16 protein-coding genes, 2 rRNA genes and 1 riboswitch are annotated in these 19,667 nt (G+C 72.7%); of the genes, 3 read left to right on the top strand and 15 right to left on the bottom strand.

Annotated elements, in window-relative coordinates; translation table 11 throughout:
• Positions 1-96: 96 nt before the first annotated feature.
• Positions 97-810, bottom strand: coding sequence for a translation initiation factor IF-3 (gene infC / locus K353_RS28890; protein WP_111556458.1), 714 nt, complete (start codon positions 808-810; stop codon positions 97-99).
• A 460-nt stretch (positions 811-1,270) separates the two neighbouring features.
• Between infC and K353_RS28885 the strand changes: the two genes are divergently transcribed.
• On the top strand, positions 1,271-1,663 hold the full coding sequence (locus tag K353_RS28885; protein WP_370447676.1) for a DUF1844 domain-containing protein: 393 nt from the start codon (positions 1,271-1,273) through the stop codon (positions 1,661-1,663).
• An 87-nt stretch (positions 1,664-1,750) separates the two neighbouring features.
• Here K353_RS28885 and gcvP read toward each other — a convergent pair whose 3' ends face one another.
• A complete protein-coding gene (gene gcvP, locus K353_RS28880; protein ID WP_111556457.1) occupies positions 1,751-4,624 on the bottom strand; it encodes an aminomethyl-transferring glycine dehydrogenase in 2,874 nt (957 codons plus the stop codon).
• Between the two features lie 218 nt (positions 4,625-4,842).
• A riboswitch (glycine riboswitch) is annotated at positions 4,843-4,949 on the bottom strand.
• A 189-nt stretch (positions 4,950-5,138) separates the two neighbouring features.
• On the opposite strand from gcvP, the gene K353_RS28875 reads away from it, so the two are divergent.
• Together K353_RS28875 and K353_RS28870 are read left to right on the top strand one after the other, a co-directional pair.
• The gene (locus K353_RS28875) at positions 5,139-6,239 is read left to right on the top strand and encodes a PRC and DUF2382 domain-containing protein (RefSeq protein WP_233533893.1); all 1,101 of its coding nucleotides are present in this window, start codon (positions 5,139-5,141) and stop codon (positions 6,237-6,239) included.
• A 162-nt stretch (positions 6,240-6,401) separates the two neighbouring features.
• Complete coding sequence (locus K353_RS28870; protein WP_111556455.1) at positions 6,402-7,871, top strand: MFS transporter; 1,470 nt, start codon at positions 6,402-6,404, stop codon at positions 7,869-7,871.
• Positions 7,872-7,974: 103 nt separating this feature from the next.
• Here K353_RS28870 and K353_RS28865 read toward each other — a convergent pair whose 3' ends face one another.
• From K353_RS28865 to K353_RS28805, 13 genes are all read right to left on the bottom strand, one after another.
• Positions 7,975-9,348, bottom strand: a complete 1,374-nt coding sequence (locus tag K353_RS28865) for a DNA polymerase IV (RefSeq protein ID WP_111556454.1) — start codon at positions 9,346-9,348, stop codon at positions 7,975-7,977.
• A 60-nt stretch (positions 9,349-9,408) separates the two neighbouring features.
• Positions 9,409-10,092 (bottom strand): vancomycin high temperature exclusion protein, encoded by a 684-nt coding sequence (locus tag K353_RS28860; protein ID WP_233533892.1) that lies wholly within the window; start codon positions 10,090-10,092, stop codon positions 9,409-9,411.
• A gap of 118 nt (positions 10,093-10,210) precedes the next feature.
• Complete coding sequence (locus K353_RS28855; protein ID WP_111556452.1) at positions 10,211-10,888, bottom strand: MerR family transcriptional regulator; 678 nt, start codon at positions 10,886-10,888, stop codon at positions 10,211-10,213.
• A gap of 269 nt (positions 10,889-11,157) precedes the next feature.
• Entirely contained in the window at positions 11,158-11,631 is a 474-nt protein-coding gene (locus K353_RS28850; RefSeq protein ID WP_030463664.1) for a bifunctional nuclease family protein, read from the bottom strand.
• 96 nt (positions 11,632-11,727) lie between these two features.
• On the bottom strand, positions 11,728-12,471 hold the full coding sequence (locus tag K353_RS28845; RefSeq protein WP_111556451.1) for a MerR family transcriptional regulator: 744 nt from the start codon (positions 12,469-12,471) through the stop codon (positions 11,728-11,730).
• A gap of 65 nt (positions 12,472-12,536) precedes the next feature.
• The gene (locus K353_RS37315) at positions 12,537-13,079 is read right to left on the bottom strand and encodes an FHA domain-containing protein (protein WP_318552205.1); all 543 of its coding nucleotides are present in this window, start codon (positions 13,077-13,079) and stop codon (positions 12,537-12,539) included.
• Between the two features lie 502 nt (positions 13,080-13,581).
• Complete coding sequence (locus K353_RS28835; RefSeq protein ID WP_233533891.1) at positions 13,582-14,502, bottom strand: DUF881 domain-containing protein; 921 nt, start codon at positions 14,500-14,502, stop codon at positions 13,582-13,584.
• Positions 14,503-14,511: 9 nt separating this feature from the next.
• Positions 14,512-14,844: a small basic family protein gene (locus tag K353_RS28830; RefSeq protein WP_030463668.1), complete on the bottom strand. Its 333-nt coding sequence runs from the start codon at positions 14,842-14,844 to the stop codon at positions 14,512-14,514.
• Positions 14,841-15,902 carry a DUF881 domain-containing protein gene (locus K353_RS28825; protein ID WP_111556450.1) on the bottom strand — a complete coding sequence of 354 codons (1,062 nt, stop codon included), beginning with the start codon at positions 15,900-15,902 and terminating at the stop codon, positions 14,841-14,843. Before K353_RS28825 ends, K353_RS28830 begins: the two co-directional genes overlap by 4 nt.
• A 125-nt stretch (positions 15,903-16,027) precedes the next feature.
• The gene (locus tag K353_RS28820) at positions 16,028-18,523 is read right to left on the bottom strand and encodes a mannose-1-phosphate guanyltransferase (protein ID WP_111556449.1); all 2,496 of its coding nucleotides are present in this window, start codon (positions 18,521-18,523) and stop codon (positions 16,028-16,030) included.
• A gap of 125 nt (positions 18,524-18,648) precedes the next feature.
• Positions 18,649-19,260 (bottom strand): CDP-alcohol phosphatidyltransferase family protein, encoded by a 612-nt coding sequence (locus tag K353_RS28815; RefSeq protein ID WP_111556448.1) that lies wholly within the window; start codon positions 19,258-19,260, stop codon positions 18,649-18,651.
• A gap of 101 nt (positions 19,261-19,361) precedes the next feature.
• Positions 19,362-19,478: ribosomal RNA gene (gene rrf / locus K353_RS28810) — 5S ribosomal RNA — on the bottom strand.
• A 76-nt stretch (positions 19,479-19,554) separates the two neighbouring features.
• A 23S ribosomal RNA gene (locus tag K353_RS28805) occupies positions 19,555-19,667 on the bottom strand; the annotation flags it as partial.

Genomic DNA, 19,667 nt, shown 5'->3' with positions numbered 1-19,667 from the left:
CCGTGCGGCGCGGGCCGGAACTGGATGGATCTCGTCTCCAGGGCGGGACGCCCCGGAACCGGGTGCCTCGGCCTCCCGGCTCCCGAACCCGAAGGCTCAGGCGTCCTGGGCGGCCTCGGCGGGCTGCTCGACCTCGGCGGCCTCGGCGTCGTCGTCCGCGGCCTCGGCGGCCTCGGTCTCCTCGACCTCGTCCACCTCGCCGTCCACGTCGTCCGCCTGGTCCGCGGCCGGTCCGCGACCCTGCCGCTCCGCCTTGCGGGCGTCAGCGGCGGCGCGGGCCTCGGCCATGGCCTCGGTCTTCTTCTTGTGCGGGCCGAGAACCATGATCATGTTTCGGCCGTCCTGCTTCGGAGCGGACTCCACGAAGCCCAGGTCCTGGACGTCGTCCGCGAGCCGCTGCAGCAGTCGGAAGCCCAGCTCGGGGCGGGACTGCTCACGACCGCGGAACATGATCGTGATCTTGACCTTGTCACCCTGCTTGAGGAACCGGACGACGTGACCCTTCTTGGTGTCGTAGTCGTGCGGGTCGATCTTCGGCCGGAGCTTCATCTCCTTGATGACCGTGTGCGCCTGGTTCTTGCGCGCCTCACGGGCCTTCATGGCCGACTCGTACTTGAACTTGCCGTAGTCCATGAGCTTGCACACCGGCGGTCGCGCCGTGGCGGCGACCTCGACCAGATCCAGGTCGTACTCCTGGGCAAGCTCCAGCGCCTTCGCGAGCGGGACGATGCCGACCTGCTCGCCGCTGGGACCGACGAGTCGCACCTCGGGGACGCGAATCCGGTCGTTGATGCGGGGCTCGGTGCTGATGGGGCCTCCTCGGTTGCACCTTTTCCGATGCGGCCGTCGGGCGGCGGTCGCACGTAGTGGTTTCGACCACTGGGCGGGGCTTCATTCATGCTCCGCTGCCGCCGCCCTCTGGCAGGAGCACCGAACGCACGAAAAAAGCCCCGCACGGTACAGGCGGGGCTCCACACGTTCCGGGATGTCCTGACGGACACCACTGGCAGCGGGCAGTCCTCGCGGCGCCCACCACGGACCGGACCCGTCGGCCCTTCGGCCGATCAGGTGGGAGACTTTCGCGGTTGCCCTCTCGGGCCTCCTGGAGTGGAGCCTCCACTTGCTGGCCGGGCAACCCGAAGGCTCGCCTGGCCGGTCAGTCTCGAATCATACCAGCGTTCCGGGGCCGACCGGTATTCCGATCCCCCGCCACCCGCCTTGTACGCTCCATCCGTACCCCGCTTTCGCACCAGCACTCCGGAGTGACGCCTTGACCAGCCAGCCCGACCACGCGCCCGAGTCCGAGTCCGGGTCCGAGTCCGACCAGGCCCTCGGCTTCGACGACCTGACCCGTGACATCGCCGAGGTCCCCGCCGTCGAGGTGATCACCACCGTCGCCGTCCACCTGATGAGCGCCGCCGCCGTCAAGTGCGGCCTCGCCGAGGGCGGCGAGGCCGACAAGGACCTCGACGAGGCCCGCAAGCTGATCACCGCCCTGGCCGGCCTGGTCACCGCCGGAGCCCCCGAGATCTCCAACTTCCACGCCGCCCCCCTCCGCGACGGCCTCCGCTCCCTCCAGCTGGCCTTCCGCGAGGCCTCCCTCGTCCCCGACGCCCCCGGCACCGGCCCCGGCGAGAAGTTCACCGGCCCCGTCTACTCCTGAGCCCCCGGGCCCTGCCGGGCCCCACGCGGAAGCCGCCCGGCCGGGGGAACTCCCCGGCCGGGCGGCTTCCGCGTTCCCGCTACGCGCTCACGCGTCGTACTCGTCCAGCGGCGGGCACGAGCAGACCAGGTTCCGGTCGCCGTACGCGCCGTCGATCCGCCGCACCGCCGGCCAGTACTTGTCCGCCGGGTTGACGCCCGCCGGGAAGACCGCCTCCTCGCGGGTGTACGGGTGCGCCCACTCGCCGGCCAGCATCGCTGCGGTGTGCGGGGCGTTGCGCAGCGGGTTGTCGTCCGCCGCCCACTCGCCCGCGCCGACCTTCTCGATCTCGCCGCGGATGGCGATCATCGCCTCGCAGAACCGGTCGATCTCGTGCAGGTCCTCGGACTCGGTCGGCTCGATCATCAGCGTCCCGGCGACCGGGAACGACATGGTCGGCGCGTGGAAGCCGTAGTCGATCAGCCGCTTGGCGATGTCGTCGACGCTGACGCCCGTCTCCTTGCCGAGCGGCCGCAGGTCGATGATGCACTCGTGCGCGACCAGCCCGCCGGGGCCGGTGTAGAGCACCGGGTAGTGCGGGGCGAGCCGCTTGGCGATGTAGTTGGCGTTCAGCACGGCCACCTGGGTGGCGCGCTTGAGGCCCTCGCCGCCCATCAGGCGGACGTACGACCAGGAGATCGGCAGGATCGCCGCCGAGCCCCAGGGCGCGGCCGAGATCGGGCCGACGCCGGTCGCGGGGCCGGCCTCGGCCTGGAGCGGGTGGTTGGGCAGGTACGGCGCGAGGTGCGCGCGCACCGCGACCGGGCCGACGCCGGGACCGCCGCCGCCGTGCGGGATGCAGAAGGTCTTGTGCAGGTTGAGGTGCGAGACGTCCGCGCCGAACTTGCCGGGCTTGGCCAGGCCGACCAGCGCGTTGAGGTTGGCGCCGTCGACGTACACCTGGCCGCCGGCCTCGTGGACGAGCGCGCAGATCCGGGTGATCTCGGTCTCGAACACGCCGTGGGTGGACGGGTAGGTGACCATCAGCACGGCCAGCTGCTCGCCGTGCTGGGCGATCTTCGCCTTCAGGTCCTCGACGTCCACGTCGCCGTCGGCCAGCGTCTTGACCACGACGACCCGCATGCCGGCCATCGCCGCCGAGGCCGCGTTGGTGCCGTGCGCGGAGGACGGGATCAGGCAGACGTCGCGCCGGGTCTCGCCGTTCGCCCGGTGGTAGGCCCGGACGGCCAGCAGGCCGGCCAGCTCGCCCTGCGAACCGGCGTTGGGCTGGATCGAGACGGCGTCGTAGCCCGTCACCTCGACCAGCTGCTGCTCCAGCTCCCGGATCAGCGTGAGGTACCCGGCCGCCTGGTCGACCGGCGCGAACGGGTGCAGCTGCCCGAACTCGGGCCAGGTGACCGGCTCCATCTCGGTGGTCGCGTTGAGCTTCATGGTGCAGGAGCCCAGCGGGATCATGCCGCGGTCGAGCGCGTAGTCCCGGTCGGAGAGCCGGCGCAGGTAGCGCAGCATGGCGGTCTCGGAGCGGTGGCTGTGGAAGACCGGGTGGGTGAGGTACTCGTCCTCGCGCAGCAGCCCGGCGGGCAGCGCGTCGGCGTCCTCGGCGATCTCGGCGTCCTCGACCCCGAACGCGGCGAGCACGGCCGCCAGGTGCGCGCGGGTGGTGGTCTCGTCGCAGGAGACCGACACCCGGTCGCCGTCGACCCGGTGCACGTTGACGCCGCCGGCCAGCGCCGCGGCGACGACCTGGTCGGCCCGGCCGGGCACCACCGCGGTGACGGTGTCGAAGAACGCGTCGTGGGCGAGCTCGACGCCGCCCGCGCGCAGGCCGGCGGCGAGCGCGGCGGCGTAGCGGTGGGTGCGGCGGGCGATGTCGGCGAGGCCGTCGGGGCCGTGGTAGACGGCGTACATGGAGGCCATCACGGCGAGCAGCACCTGCGCGGTGCAGATGTTGGAGGTGGCCTTCTCGCGGCGGATGTGCTGCTCGCGGGTCTGGAGGGCGAGCCGGTAGGCGCGGTTGCCGTCGGCGTCGACGGAGACGCCGACCAGGCGGCCGGGCAGGTTGCGGGCGTACTCGGCGCGCACGGCCAGGTAGCCGGCGTGCGGGCCGCCGAAGCCCATCGGGACGCCGAAGCGCTGCGAGGTGCCGCAGGCGATGTCGGCGCCGAGCTCGCCGGGCGAGCGCAGCAGGGTGAGGGCGAGCAGGTCGGCGGCGACGGCGACCACCGCGCCGAGCCCGTGCGCCTGCTCGATGACGGCCTTCGGGTCCCGGACCGCGCCGGACGCGCCGGGGTACTGGAGCAGCACGCCGAACACGCCGCGCTCGGCGATCTCGGCGGGGATGCCGTCGGACAGGTCCGCGGTGACGACCTCGACGCCGGTCGGTTCGGCGCGGGTCTCGATCACGGCGAGGGTCTGCGGCAGGGTGTCGGCGTCGACCAGGAAGACGCCGGCCTTGTTCTTGGTGACGCGCCGGGCGAGCGCCATCGCCTCGGCGGCGGCGGTGCCCTCGTCGAGCAGCGAGGAGCCGGAGGTGTCCAGGCCGGTCAGGTCGGCGACCACGGTCTGGAAGTTGAGCAGCGCCTCCAGGCGGCCCTGCGAGATCTCCGGCTGGTACGGGGTGTAGGCGGTGTACCAGGCCGGGTTCTCCAGCACGTTGCGCAGGATGACCGGCGGGGTGAAGGTGCCGTAGTAGCCGAGGCCGATCATCGAGGTGAGGACCTGGTTGCGGTCGGCCAGCTCGCGCAGTTCGGCGAGCACCTGGGCCTCGCTGCGGCCGGCGGGCAGGCCGAGCGCGGTGAGGCTGCGGATGGCGTCGGGGACGGCGGCGTCGGACAGCTCGTCCAGGGAGGCGTAGCCGACCTGGGCCAGCATCTTCTGCTGGGCGTCGCTGTCGGGGCCGATGTGGCGGTGCTCGAAGGGGCTGGCCTGCTCAAGGTCGCTGAGCGTCGGCTGGGCGTTCATGGGGGTCGGGCCTCCTGGTCGCGGACCGGCGGTGGTACGCACGCGGTCGGCGGCCGTGGGAGCGCCTGGGCGTACGAACCCGTCAGCCTCCCCCTCTGTCATCGGTACCTGAGAGCTTCGCACGTCCGGACCGCGCGGGCCCGGCCGGCTTGCACCGTCGGCGAGGGCGGGTCGGCCGGCTCCGGTGCCGACGGTCCTGCCCTGCTTTCCAGAGTGACCTGTCCCGTTCGGTACGGATGCCTGAGAGATTCCGGGGAGGGGTTGCTCCTTCGGCGCCCCGCACCCCGCCGTTCGGGCGGTTCCGGGACTCTCCCGAGCGGGCTCGGCGGTCGCCTCCGAGGTTACCAGCGCGGGCCTCCCGGATCACCGGTGCGGACCTGTGATCTGCCCCGGACGGCGGCGTCCGGGGTGCCGCCGTCCGTGACGTGCCGTTTGGTGTGAAGTGGCGGCCCGGCACGCTCCTCCGGCCGCCTCCGGACGGATCTTCCCAGGAGCAGCAGGACTGGAGGACAGCGTGCAGACCGATATCGATCCGCGCGACCTGATCGGACACAAGGCGGTCGACCGGAACGGTGACAAGATCGGCACGGTCGACGAGGTGTACCTGGACGACGCCACCGGCGAACCGGAGTGGGCGGCCGTCCGCACGGGGATCTTCGGCCGGGACGCCTTCGTCCCGCTGACCACCAGCGAGTTCGCGGGCGACGAGCTGCGCGTCCCGTACGACAAGTCGCTGATCAAGGAGTCGCCGGACTTCGGCGTGGGCCAGCACCTCTCGCCGGCCCAGGAGCTGCAGCTGTACCGCTACTACGGGCTGGACACGGGCGGCGACGCCGGTTCGGGCCGGGCGGCGGTGGACGGCACGGCAGCGGCGACCGGGACGGCGGCGGCCGGGACCGCCGGGGCGGCGGCGACCGCGAAGGAGCACCCGCGCGAGGAGCCCGCGGCGCCCGTCGCGGACCGCGACTTCGGCACCGTCGCCTCCTCCCCCACCCCGGCGCCCGCCCCCGGCGCCGCCGCTGCGGCCGCGCACGCCGCGGGCCGGCACCAGCAGGCCCAGCCGCAGTCGCAGCAGCAGCAGCCGCCGTCCGCCCGGTCGGCCGCGGCGGAGCCGACCGCGCCGGTGGAGATCACCTGCCGCGAGGAGCGGATCGACATCAGCACCGAGTGGCACGAGGTGGGCACCACCCGGCTGCGCAAGTACGTGACCACCGAGCAGGTGGAGCGCCGGGTGCCGGTGGTGCGCGAGCGGGTGCGGGTGGAGCGGATCCCGGTGTCGGACGCGGAGCGGGCGGCGCTGAGCGAGCAGGAGATCGCCGAGGCGGTCGAGGAGGTCACGCTGCGCGAGGAGCGCCCGGTGGTGCGCAAGTACCTGGCGCCGATCGAGCGGGTGCGGCTGGTGGTGGAGCGGTACACCGAGGAGGAGGTGGTCCGCGAGGAGCTGCGCCGCGAGCAGGTGGAGGTGCACGACGCGACCACCGGCGAGGGGGACGGCGAGGGGCCGCGGCAGCGCCGGCCGTGGAACGCGCAGCCGCAGTCGCCGGCGGCCCGGCCGCAGTCGGCCGCCGCGAACGGCAGCGCGGAGCACGCCCGCCCGGAGCCGCTGCGCTCCTGACGGCCCGTCGGCCGTCCGGCCCCGGCCCGCTCCGGCGGGTCGGGGCCGGCGCTTTGCCAAAGCTTCACCGATCGATATTTGACACGGTGAAGCATCTCCCGACATCGTTACTTCAGTCCCTGCACTATCGCCTTTCTGAAGCAACCTGTCGGAGGAGTCCCCGTGAGTGAGGCACCACAGCCCACCCCCACGGCCGCCAAGCCCACCAGCGCCCGGGTCCTGCCCGCCCTGATCCTGGCCATGCTGGCCTTCAGCGTGGTGCAGACCGCGGTCGTCCCGATCCTGCCGGGCCTGGCCCGCGAGCTGAACGTCTCGGGCTCCAGCATCACCTGGCTGATGACCGCCAACCTGCTCTCCGCGGCGGTGCTCACCCCGCTGCTGGGCCGCTTCGGCGACCTGCGCGGACGCAAGCCCATGCTGCTGGTCTCGCTGGCCGGCCTGGTGCTCGGCTCCGGCCTCGCGGTGGGCACCCACTCCTTCACCTGGCTGGTGGTCGCCCGGGTGCTGCAGGGCGCGGGCGGCGGCGTGCTGCCGCTGGCGATCAGCATCGTCCGCGACGAGCTGCCCCGGCACAAGGTGACCGGCGGCGTCGCCGCGATCTCCGCCTCGATGGGCGTCGGCTCCGGCCTCGGCCTGGTCGCCACCGGCCTGCTCCTGGAGCACTGGAGCTACAAGTCGATCTTCTGGATGGGCCTGGTCTTCGGCCTGGTCGCGGTCCTGCTGGTGGTCCTGCGGGTCCCCGCCGACCCGGTCACCGACAAGGAGGGCGGCGCCGACCCGCTCGGCGCGCTCACCCTGGCCGGCTGGCTCTCCGCCCTGCTGGTCGCCGTCAGCCAGGGCAACCACTGGGGCTGGACGTCCACCCGCACCCTCGGCCTGTTCGCCGTCGCCGCCGTGGTCGCCCTGGCCTGGCTCCTGGTCGAGTCCAAGGTCGCCCACCCGCTGGTCGACCTGTCGATGATGGCCCGCCCCGCCGTCGCCTTCACCAACCTCTCCGGTCTGCTGATCGGCTTCGGCATGTACGGCTCGTTCATGGTGATCAGCAACTTCGCGCAGACCCCGGAGAAGCTCACCCACTACGGCTTCACCGCCACCGTCCTGCACGCCGGCGTCATGCTGCTGCCCTCCGCGATCGGCTCGATGGTCGCCGCCCCGCTCGGCGCCCTGCTGATCGCCCGCCGCGGCCCCCGCCTCCCGCTGGTGCTCGGCGGCTTCCTCGGCGCCGTCTCGATGGCCTACCTGGCACTGCGCCACGGCGCCGAGTTCGACATCTACTTCTCCTCCGCGGTCTTCGGCCTCGGCGTCGGCCTCGCCTACGCCGCGATGCCCGCCTACATCAACGGCGCCGTCCCCGCCGAGCAGTCCGGCATCGCCAACGGCATGAACGCCGTGCTGCGCACCGTCGGCGGCGCGGTCGGCACCGCCGTGATGAGCGCGATCCTCACCGGCGACGTCCTCAAGCTCCCGGTGCCGATCCAGCTCCCCACCGAGAACGCCTACCGGAACGCCTTCTGGGTGGCCGGCGCGATGTGCCTGGTGGCCGCCGCCGTCCCGTTCGCCATCCGCGCCGTCAAGTCCGCCCCGGCCCCCGCCGGGCAGGCCGCCCCGGCCCTCACCAGGACCGACGCCTGACGGCGTCCCCCTCGCGTACTGGACACACGCGAGCAGCAGGAGCACCCCCCGCCACGGGCATCGGCGGGGGGTGCTCCTGCTCCCCCTGCTTCCCGCACGCCCCTCACCCCGCCGGGGGCCGCAGCGGCAGCGCGCCCGAAGCCTCCAGCTCCTCGTCCCCGACCGCGAACGTCCGCACCCGGCCCACCCCCGAGTACGGCGTCTCGAAGCGCACCGTCACCCGGCCGACCCCGCTGCCCTGCACCCAGCCGGGGCCGAACCCGCGGTGCGTCACGTCCTGTCCGGGCCACCAGCGCCGGGACGCCGGATCGGCCGGCACCGGCTCCGCCACCGCCTCCTCGACCACCGCCGCCGTCCCCGACTCCCGTTCCTCCCGCTCCAGTTGGGCGAACAGGTCCTCCTGGGTGTAGTCCGCGAGCTGCGCGACGCCCACGCCCAGCAGCCGCACCCCGCCGGTGACGTCGACCTGGAGGGCCAGCCGGCGCGCCGTCGCCGCGATCACCTCCTCGTCGTCCGTCGGCCCGCGCAGCGTCTCGGAGCGGGTCAGCGTCGAGAAGTCGAAGCGGCGGACCTTGAGCACCACCGTCCGCCCGGAGCGCCCGGCCGCCCGCAGGCGGCGCACGCACCGCGCGGCGAGCTGCTCGATCTCGCGCAGGATGCGGTCCCGGTCGGCCAGGTCGACCTCGAAGGTGTCCTCCACCGACACCGACTTGGCGTCCCGGTCCGGCACCACCGGCCGCTCGTCCCAGCCGATCGCCATCTGGAACACGCCCGCCCCGTGCGCCTTGCCGAGCAGCCCGACCAGCTCCCCGAACCCGGCCTCCGCCAGGTCCGCCACCGTGGTCAACCCGGCCCGGCGCAGCGCCTGTTCGGTGGCCGGGCCGATCCCGGGCAGCGCCCGCACCGGCATCGGGGCCAGCACCGCCCGCTCGGTGCCGGGCTCGACCAGCACCAGCCCGTCCGGCTTGGCCCGCTCGGAGGCGATCTTCGCCATCAGCTTGGAGGCCGCGGCGCCGACCGAGGCGGTCAGCCCGGTGCGCTCCAGGATGTCGGCCCGCAGGTCCTCGGCCAGCGCCAGCACCAGCTGGGCGCCCGCCGCGGGCGTGGCCGCGGCGGCCAGCGCGGGCCCGTACGGCCCGGCCTCCAGGTCGACGAACGCCTCGTCCAGGCTGAGCGGCTCGACCAGCGGGGAGCGCTCCCGCAGCAGGCCCATCACGATCTCGCTGTTGGCCCGGTACGCCTCGAACCGGCCGGTCAGGAACGCCGCGTTCGGGCAGAGCCGGCGGGCCTGCGCCATCGGCATCGCCGAGTGCACGCCGAACTTCCGGGCCTCGTAGGAGGCGGTGGAGACCACGCCGCGCCCGCCCAGGCCGCCGACGACGACCGGCTTGCCGCGCAGGCTCGGCTTGGACGCCTGCTCCACCGCGGCGAAGAAGGCGTCCATGTCGAGGTGGATGATGCTCGGCACGGTCCGCACTGCCCGATCATCCCGCGCCCCACCGACAATCCCCCGGCGGTCCCCCGGCGCGGCCCCGGCTCAGCCGGTCCCGCCCGCCCCCGCCGCGTCCGCGTCCGCGAGCGCCCGCGCCACCCCGTCCTCGCGCGGCCCCAGCAGGGTCGGGTCCGGCCGCAGCAGCACGTTCACCGCCGCCTTCAGCGCGCCGGCGACCTCCCGCGCCTCGCCGTACTCCCAGGTGACGTCGTGCCGCTCCTCCACCCCGACCCCGTACGCGTCGATCCCGGCCGCCGCGCACAGGGCCAGCGCCCGCCGGACGTGGAAGGTCTGACTGACCAGCAGCGCCCGGTCGACGCCGAAGATCCGGTGCGCCCGGCTGCACGAGTCCCAGGTGTCGAAGCCCGCGTAGTCGCCGACCACCCGCACCGCGGGCACCCCGCGGTCGATCAGGTAGCCGCGCATCGCGTCGGTCTCGTCGTACCGGACGGTGCCGTTGTCGCCGGTCACCAGGATCGCCCGCACCTTATGGGCCCGGTACAGCTCCAGCGCCGCGTCCAGCCGGTGCGCCAGGTACGGGGAGGGCGCGCCGTCCATCAGCCCGGCGCCGAACACCACCGCGACCGGTGCCCCGGGGGCGTCGGCCACCGTGCCGACCCGCCCGGACCGGGCGAGGTGCAGCCAGGCGTCCGGCGCCAGCCCCAGCGCGGAGCAGAGCACCAGCACCTGAAACCAGCGGCGCTGCCGCCGCCGGTCCACCGGGCGCACCGCGCGCCACACCGCCCGGGCCCGCCGCCCCGCACACCTCAAGATCGTCGACACACGGACCAGGACGGCCCGGACCGGTCCGCCGGTTCCCCGGCCGGGCCGGGAGGCCGCCGCGCCGTCAGCCCGCGCGGTTGCGGCGCTGCGCCAGCTCGTCGCCCGGGTCGTCGCCGAGCAGTGTCTCGCCGGTGTCGGTGCGCTCGCCGTGCAGCCGCCCCAGGGTGGCCTCCAGCTCCTGCCGGACCGCGCCGACCGCGATGCCGAACACGCCCTGGCCGCCGTTCAGCAGGTCGACCACCTGCTGCGGCGAGGTGCACTCGTAGACCGTCGCCCCGTCGCACATCAGGGTCAGCCCGGTCAGGTCGGCCGGGTCGGCGGACTGCAGGTGGGTGACGGCCACCCGGATGTTCTGCAGCGACACGCCGGCGTCCAGCAGCCGCTTGACGATTTTCAGCAGCAGAATGTCCCGGAAGCTGTACAGCCGCTGCGCGCCCGCCGGGTACGCGGAGCGCACCGAGGGCTCCAGCAGCCCGGTGCGCGCCCAGTAGTCGAGCTGCCGGTAGGTGATGCCAGCCGCGGCGCAGGCCGTCGGGCCGCGGTAGCCGACCAGCGCGGAGGTCGGGGCGAGCCGCTCGATCGCGGGCTGTCCGGGCTGGACGGCCGGGAAGCGGCCGAGCCGCGGCAGCTCCTCCGCCTCGGGTTCGGGCCGCCAGGGCCGCCCGATCAGGGCCCGGTCGGCGCGCGGCAGGTGCACCGCGCACAGCGCTCCGGAACGCGTCTCGTCGCCGGTGCCGCTCATCGCCAACCTCCGTCCATACCGCCCAAGGCCCCACGGGACCCGCAGGAGCCCTGCCGGGCCCCGGGCTGCGGGTGGCCCGTCCGGCGGGCCATCACCTGACGGTAGGCAGTCGCCAAAGCACCGTCAACGATCGCCACGCCGAGGGCTTCCGGAAACTTCACCCCATCGAGTGGTTATTCGTGCCCCATGGACGGGTAGCGAAATGGCTTTCCGGCCGAGCCGAGTTGCGGCGCACCGCCGACCGGGCTAGCGGAACGCGGGCCCGCGGCCTACTGCGGGCCGCCCCCGAAGTCCTCCGGCGAGACCTGGTCCAGGAACTCGCGGAACTTCTCGACCTCGTCCTCCTGCTCGTCCGGGATCGAGATGCCGGCCTCCGCCAGCACCTCCTCGCTCCCGTAGATCGGCGTGCCGGTGCGCAGCGCCAGCGCTATCGCGTCCGAGGGGCGCGCGCTCACCTCGACACCACCGGCGAACACCAGCTCCGCGTAGAACACCCCGTCCCGCAGATCGTTGATCCGCACCTCGGTCAGCTGCTGCCCCAGCGCGCCGAGCACGTCCTTGAACAGGTCGTGCGTCAGCGGCCGCACCGGGGTCATGCCCTGCTGGGCGAAGGCGATCGCGGTGGCCTCCCCCGGCCCGATCCAGATCGGCAGGTAGCGGTCACCGCCGACCTCCCGGAGCAGCACGATCGGCTGGTTGGAGGGCATCTCCACCCGGACACCCACGACGTCGAGCTCATTCACACCAGCAACCCTATGGCGCGCGCCCCCGATAGGAAAGCGCAGCAGGCAGCGGCCACCGCGATCAGGACCGCCGCCCGCCCCCGCGCCACCGGCCGTTCAGGCCCGGGAGCGCAGCCCCGCCTGCACCATCGCCGCGTGCAGCCGCACCGACAGGGTGGCCAGTTCCCGCGCCGTCGCCTCCGCGTGCGCCCGGGTCTGCGGGTTGCGGTGCCGCCGCAGCGGCGCCACCACCTGCTCCACCAGCGCCACCTCGCGCTCCGCCGCCGCCTTCATCGCCCGCAGGTGCCGCGGCTCCAGGCCGAACCGGCCCAGCTCCGCCACCAGCCGCGCGATCTGCAGCGCCTCCCCGTCGTACCCGCCGTCCGGGCCCGGCTGCACCAGGCCGTACGCCTCCCACTCGACGAGTTCGCGCTCCTGCGCCTCGGCCGCCGCGATCAGCTCGGCCCGGCCCAGCCGGACCCCGCTCGGCCCGGCGGCCGCGACCGCCAGCTCCCGGTCCGCCTCCTCCAGCGGCCCCGGACGGGACTCCGCCCCCGGCAGCGCCGGCGGCTGCTCGCCGCGCTCGATCGCGTCCAGGTGCTCGCGGATCACCCGCAGCGGCAGGTAGTGGTCGCGCTGCATCCGCAGCACGTACGCCAGCCGCTCGACGTCCGCCGCCGAGAACTTCCGGTAACCGGACGGGGTGCGCTGCGGCTCGACCAGGCCCTCCGCCTCCAGGAAGCGGATCTTGGAGATCGTCACCTCCGGGAAGTCGTCCCGCAGGAAGGCCAGCACCGCGCCGATCGACAGCAGCTCGTCACCCCGCCGGCGCGCCTCGCCCGTGCGGCGCGAGGCCGGCACGGGCGAGGACCCGAGGGACGGGGTAGGAATCTGTGGGGTCACTCGGGCTCCAAACGGAGAAGTGGTCAGTACCCCCGGTGGTGGCTGGCGAAGAACACCAGCCGGTACTTCCCGATCTGCACCTCGTCGCCGTTGCCGAGCAGCACCTCGTCGATCCGCTCCCGGTTCACGTAGGTGCCGTTCAGGCTGCCCACGTCCGCGACCGAGAAGCCGCCGTCGGGCTGCCGCCGGAACTCCACGTGCCGACGCGACACCGTCACGTCGTCCAGGAAGATGTCGCCCTGCGGGTGCCGCCCCGCCGTGGTCACGTCCGAGTCCAGCAGGAACCGGCTGCCCGAGTTCGGGCCGCGCTGCACGATCAGCAGCGCCGAGCCCGGCGGCAGCGCGTCGATCGCCGCCATCACCTCGGCCGACAGCGCCGGCGTGGCACCCGTCGAGGTCGCCGTCGGGTCGTAGGACTCGATGCCGGAGATCGAGATGGTCGAGGTGGTCTCGGCCGCGCCCTCCGGGAACCCGCCGCCACGCAGCTGAGTACCGCAGTTCGAGCAGAACCGGGCCTGGGCCGGGTTCCGGTTCCCGCACCGCGGGCACGGGCTGGTGCCAGCCATGTTCACAGCCTCCTGGCGCGGCACACCCGACTGGACGTGCCCGGCATAGGGGTCCGGGGCAAACCCTCCACCGGAGGTTGAGGGTCCTGCCGGGAAACCTATGCGCGGCCCGCCCGGGGAATCAACCGACGCGCCGTAGGCCCCGTCGAACTGCCCGGTCGGGATGCCCGCGCCCTGGGTCACGTCGTCCCGGTACATCGGACGCTGCCCCTCCGGCGCCGGACGCATCGGGGGCACCCCGGCGTCCTCCTGCCGGTACCGCGCGGTCGGCGCCTCGGCGGCCTTCTTGTTGCGGCCGAACAGCTTCGAGAGAAAACTCACGGGCGAATCCCCTTGCGTGTGACAGAACCGCCCGCGGGGCAGGGTTCAAGGCTCGGTGTGGCGGTGGGCCCGGCATCCGGCCGGGGACTGACGAACGGTAAGACCCAGTGTCGCCGACCCGCCGCGGAAACCCACCACCGGGGGCTGCCCGCAGCTGACGAACCGTACGGAGCGCGCCCCGTCACTTCGCCGCCGGCTTGCCGTACTGCAACGGCTTCGGCGTGGCCAACGCGTCCACCAGCACCTTCTGCTGCTGGACGATGGTCGCCCGCGCCTGGTGGTTCTCCAGGCTGCGCACCACACCACCGGGAATGTTGAGCGCCGGAGCCAGGTCCTGCGGATTGCCCACGACGGTGAAGCGAAACGGCTGCGAGACGCTCTTCCCGTCGATCTGCACGCCGCCGCCCGACGAGTTGTCGGTGAAGTACGTGCCGGCCACCACGCGCACGTCGTTGATCTGAATCGCCTCCGCCCCCGCCGCTCGGAGTTCCTGCAGGGTGTCCAGCAGCATATCCGCCTTCACCTGCCCTTGGGGATCATCGATCGTCAGCACGATCCCCGGGCCGGTCGCCTTCTCCGTCCCCGCCAGCACGCCCAGTTCGGCCGCCTTCTTGCGGGTCTGCTCCTGGGCCTCCTTGGCCTGGTTGGACGAGTTCTCCAACTGCGCCAGGGACTGCTCCAGCTGCGTCCGCTCCGACTGCAGGCGCTGCTGCTTCCCGTCCAGCTCGTCCAGGATGCGCACCAGGTCCTCCTGCCGGGCCCCGCGCAGCTCGCTGTGGTCGTTGGTCGACCGCACCTGGATCGCCAGCGCCAGCCCCAGCGCGAACAGCAGCAGCGCCACCACCAGCTGCCCCCGCGACACCCGCAGCGGCCACACCGCCGCCTTCAGCCGGGTCCGCCCGTCCGCGGGCGGCTCCGCCGGCTCCCCCGGCTCCGACCCCGCGGGCGCCGCCACCGGCGGCTCCCCGGACGCCTCCCGCGCCGCCGCCGCGGACCGCGCGCCGGGCGTGTCACCCGCCTCCGGTGCCGCCGGCACCTCCGGCCGCAGCTCCGGCTCCGGCCGTCCCGCGTCCCGCTCCCGCGGCTCCCGCTCCTCGCTCACAGCCGCTCCCTACGCCCTGAACACATGCCGGCGGATCGCCGCCGCGTTCGAGAAGATCCGGATGCCCAGCACCACCACCACGCCGGTGGACAGCTGCGACCCCACGCCCAGCTGGTCGCCCAGGAAGACGATCAGCGCCGCCACCACGACGTTCGACAGGAACGACACCACGAAGACCTTGTCGTCGAAGATCCCGTCCAGCATCGCCCGCACGCCGCCGAACACCGCGTCCAGCGCCGCCACCACCGCGATCGGCAGGTACGGCACCACCGCGTTCGGCACCTCCGGCTGCACGAACACGCCGACGATCACGCCGATCACCAGACCCAGTACGGCAATCACGGTGTAGCAGCTCCTGTTCCAGTGGAAGGGGACTTCGCGGCGGTCGACCGCGCGGACTTCGACGGCGCCGCACCCGGCGACCCCGAGGGCCCACCGGACCGCGACGGTGAGACGGACGGGGACGGCGAGGGGGAGGACGACGGCTCGGCCGAGGGCTCCGGGGAGGGGGACGCCTCCGGCCCGGCCACCCGGAGCGTCACGCCCAGCGCGGCCGGCAGCGTCAGCGACTTCTGCGCCGACACCGTCGACCGGATCCCGTAGCTGTCCTGGATGATCTTCAGGTAGCGGCCGCCCTCGTTGTCCTGGAAGGCCTGCGCCAGCCGCGGCCCGTCCCCGATCGCCAGCACCGTGTACGGCGGCACCAGCGGCCGGTTGTCCACCAGGATCGCGTCGCCCGCCGCCCGGATCGCCGACAGCGCGGTCAGCCGCTGCCCGTTCACGGACACCGCCTCCGCGCCGGCCAGCCACAGCCCGTTCACCGCGTACTGCAGGTCGTGGTCCTTGACCCGGCCGTCCTTGCCGTAGCCGCCGGTGTTCCGCGGATCGCTGACGTTGCCGCCCGAACCGCTCCCGGACGCGTCGTCGATCACCAGCTTGACGCCCGGACCGGTGATCTCCCCGGTCCCGGTGCGCGCCGCCAGCTCCGCCGCCGCGCTGTCGTCGCCGGTGTGCAGCGCCGCCTCCTGCGCCTTCTCGACCCTGTCGCGGTCCGCCTCGACCTGCCGCTGCAACTCGTCCGCCGCCTTGTTGGCGTCGTTCACCCGGGTCACCAGGGCGTCCCGCTCCTGGGCCAGGACGGGCGCCGCGGCGTGCGTGTTGACCGCCCCGACCGTCACCACGACCGCGGCCAGCGCCAGCCCCAGGGCCAGCACCAGCCGCCCCCTGGCCGTCGACGGCATCCGGGAGCTGCCTTCCGCCCCGCGCGCCCGGGCCGCCTCCGCGTACCCGTCGTCGAGCGAGTGCTCCATGACCGTGGTCAGCAGGGACATCGAGGCGTCCGGGCGGCGGAAGCGCCCCTCCGGGTCGCTCGGCGTCGGCGTTGCTGGCATGCGCCACATCGTTTCACGACCACGAGGTGCCCCACGACCAGCCCCGGGCCCCGCAGGAGGGTTTCGGCACAGGATCGTGACAAACCCCGGTGGAGGCGGACCCGCGGGCCCGCCCCCACCGGGATTTCTCCGCACTACCTCCCGGCGCCGTCCACGACCGCGGCCCACTCGTCGAGCAGCCGCTCGGTCGCCTCGTCGTCCGGGCCCTCGGCCCACAGGTGGGTGACGGCCTCCGCCGGGTCCGGCAGGACCAGCGTCCACCGGCCGTCCGGCTCGACCACCCGCACGCCGTCCGTGGTGTCCAGCTTCCGGTTCCCGGCCGCCTCCACCACCGAGCGCATCACCATGCCCTTGGCGGCCCACGGCGTCGCGATGTCCCGCTTCTGGATGTGCGCCTGCGGGATGCGCGCGTCGATCTGGCTCAGCGTCAGCTGCGTCCGCGCCACCAGGCCGACCAGCCGCACGAACGCCGCCGCCCCGTCCAGCACCCCGGAGAACTCGGGCACCACGAAGCCGCCGCGCCCGTCGCCGCCGAAGATCGTGCCGTCCGCCGCCGCGGCCTTCGCCAGGTCGTCCGGCGAGGTCGTCGTCCAGGTCACCTGGGTGCCGTGGTACGCCGCCACCTGCTCGGCGATCCGGGTCGTCGTCACCGGCAGCGCCACCTGCCCGGAACGGCGCTCGGCCGCCACCAGGTCCAGCAGCACCAGCAGCGCCCGGTCGTCCTGGATCACCCGGCCGAGCTCGTCCACGAAGGACACCCGCTCACCCACCGGGTCGAACCGCACGCCGAACGCGGCCTGCGAGGACGCCACCAGCCCGCCCAGCCTGGCCAGCGCCGCCTTCCGCTCCTCGGCACCCTCGGTCGGCTTGGACTCGTCCAGACCGCCGGCCACCGTCAGCGCCTCCACCCCGAGCCGCCCCAGGATGCTCGGCAGCACCAGCCCGGCACTGCCGTGCGCCGCGTCCACCACGACCTTCAGCCCGGCCTCCCGGACCCCCGAGGTGTCCACCGACCGCAACAGGTTCGTCGCGTACGAGTCGAACACGCTCGCCGGGTGCAGCAGGTCGCCGATCTCGCCCGGGAACGCCCGCCGGAACTCCTGCCGCGAGTAGACCCGGTCCAGCTTCCGCTGCCCGGCCTGCGACAGGTCTGCCCCGCGCTCGTCGAAGAACAGGATGTCCAGCGAGTCCGGCACCCCCGGCGTGGTGCGCAGGAAGATCCCGCCCGCGCTCCCCCGCGCCGTCGCCTGCCGGGCCACCGGCATCGGCACGTTCTCCAGGTCACGGACGTCGATCGCGCTGGTCTGCAGCGCCGAGATCATCGCCCGCTTCAACGCCCGCGCACCACGCGAGTGGTCACGCGCGATGGTGACCGTCGCGCCCTTCTTCAACGTGGTCGCGTACGCCCCCGCCAGCCGCACGGCCAGCTCGGGCGTGATCTCCACGTTCAGGATGCCCGACACGCCGCGCACCCCGAACAGGTGCTCCTGGCCGCGGGACTCCCAGATCACCGAGGTGTTGACGAACGCGCCGGCCTCGACCGTCTTGAACGGGTAGACCTTGACGTTGCCCGCGACGATCGACTCCTCGCCGATCAGGCACTCGTCACCGATCACCGCCCCCTCGTCGATCCGGGCGGCCCGCATCACGTCGGTGTTCTTCCCGACCACGCAGCCGCGCAGGTTGCTCTGCGGCCCCACGTACACGTTGTCGTGCACCACGGCCTTGTGCAGGAACGCCCCGCGCTTGACGACCACGTTCGACCCCAGCACGGTGTGCTCGCGCAGCTCCACGCCGGCCTCGACCTTGGCGTAGTCACCGATGTACAGCGGCCCCCGCAGCACGGCCTCCGGGTCCACCTCCGCACCCTCGGCCACCCATACGCCCGGCGAGATCTCGAACCCGTCCAGCTCGACCTGGACCTTGCCCTCCAGGACGTCCGCCTGGGCCTTCAGGTAGCTCTCGTGCGTGCCCACGTCCTCCCAGTAGCCCTCGGCGACGTAGCCAAAGACCGGCTTGCCCTCCTTGAGCAACTGCGGGAACACGTCGCTCGACCAGTCGACCGACTCGCCGGCCGCCACGTAGTCGAAGACCTCCGGCTCCATCACGTAGATGCCGGTGTTCACGGTGTCCGAGAAGACCTGCCCCCAGGTCGGCTTCTCCAGGAAGCGCTCGACCTTGCCCTCCTCGTCCGTGATGGTGATACCGAATTCCAGTGGGTTCGGCACCCGGGTCAGGCACACCGTCACCAGCGCGCCCTTCTCCCGGTGAAAGGCAATCAGATCGGAGAGGTCGAAGTCCGTCAGTGCGTCGCCGGAGATCACCAGAAAGGAATCGTCCCGCAGCGCGTCCTCGGCGTTCTTCACGCTGCCGGCCGTGCCCAGCGGGGTTTCCTCGTTGGCGTAGGTGAGGTGCATGCCCAGTTCTTCGCCGTCACCGAAGTAGTTCTTGACCAACGAGGCCAGGAACTGCACGGTCACCACGGTGTCATTGAGGCCGTGTCGCCTCAGCAGCCGCAGCACGTGCTCCATGATCGGCCGATTGGCCACCGGCAGCAGCGGCTTGGGCATGCTGGAAGTCATGGGGCGGAGTCGGGTGCCCTCTCCGCCCGCCATCACAACGGCTTTCATTACGGGTGCGTCCTCCTTCGCGGTGGTGAACCCCTGCGGGTCCATCAAACCGGTCCGACGCATCCCTACCCGGAAGAAAACGTCCGACTCACCGTGGAGGGCGTGTAAAACGTCTCATGCTGATCTCAAACGGCAGCAGCGTGCTCCGCCCGGAGGATCTGCCGGGCCTGCACCGCATACAGCGCACCGGCCCACCAGTACAGCGTCGTCCCCCACCAGATGAACGCCCAACTCACCACTCCCGCAACCTGGTGCACCCACCCTGTGCCCACCCCCAGCAGCAGAAGCGGAAACGCGTACATCAGATTGAACGTCGCCGCCTTCCCGAGGAAACTCACGTTCAACGGCCCGTAACCCGCCCGGTTGAGCCGCAGCAGCACCACCCCGACGAACGCCTCCCGCGCCACCAGCAGCGCCGTCAGCCACCAGGGCAGAATCTCCCGCCAGGTCAGACCCACCAGCGTCGACACGATGTACAACCGGTCCGCGGCCGGGTCCAGCAACTGCCCCAGCCGGCTGATCTGCCCCCACCGCCGGGCCAGCTTCCCGTCCAGGTAGTCACTGACCCCGCTCAACATCAGAACGACGATCGCCCACCCGTCGTTCTTCGGCCCTCCGAAGACCGGCCACAGCACCAACCACAGGAAGATCGGCACGCCCACCAGCCGAGCCATGCTCAGCAGGTTCGGGATCGTGAGGACCCGGTCGGTCTGAACGCGCGTCTCCTGGACCTCCACTGTGCGGAGCCTCCTGTTTTCACCACCGACAACCGTGCGGGACCGACCCTACAACAAGAAAGCCCCCTGACATCCCGTCAGGGGGCTTTCCCACAAAGATTGTTCGGCGGCGTCCTACTCTCCCACAGGGTCCCCCCTGCAGTACCATCGGCGCTGTGAGGCTTAGCTTCCGGGTTCGGAATGTAACCGGGCGTTTCCCTCACGCTATGACCACCGAAACACGGTGAAACGTGTCGCCACCCGCGATGACGCGGGGGTCGTTGTTTCAGAACAACACAGTGGACGCGAGCAACTGAGGACAAGCCCTCGGCCTATTAGTACCGGTCAACTCCACCCCTCACAGGGCTTCCATATCCGGCCTATCAACCCAGTCGTCTACTGGGAGCCTTACCCTCTCAAGGAGGTGG

This window comes from Kitasatospora sp. SolWspMP-SS2h, assembly GCF_003259315.1.
GTDB classification, from domain to species: Bacteria; Actinomycetota; Actinomycetes; order Streptomycetales; family Streptomycetaceae; genus Kitasatospora; species Kitasatospora fiedleri.
The sequence above is the reverse complement of the archived record's forward strand: the minus strand, read 5'-3'. Positions and strand labels throughout refer to the sequence as shown.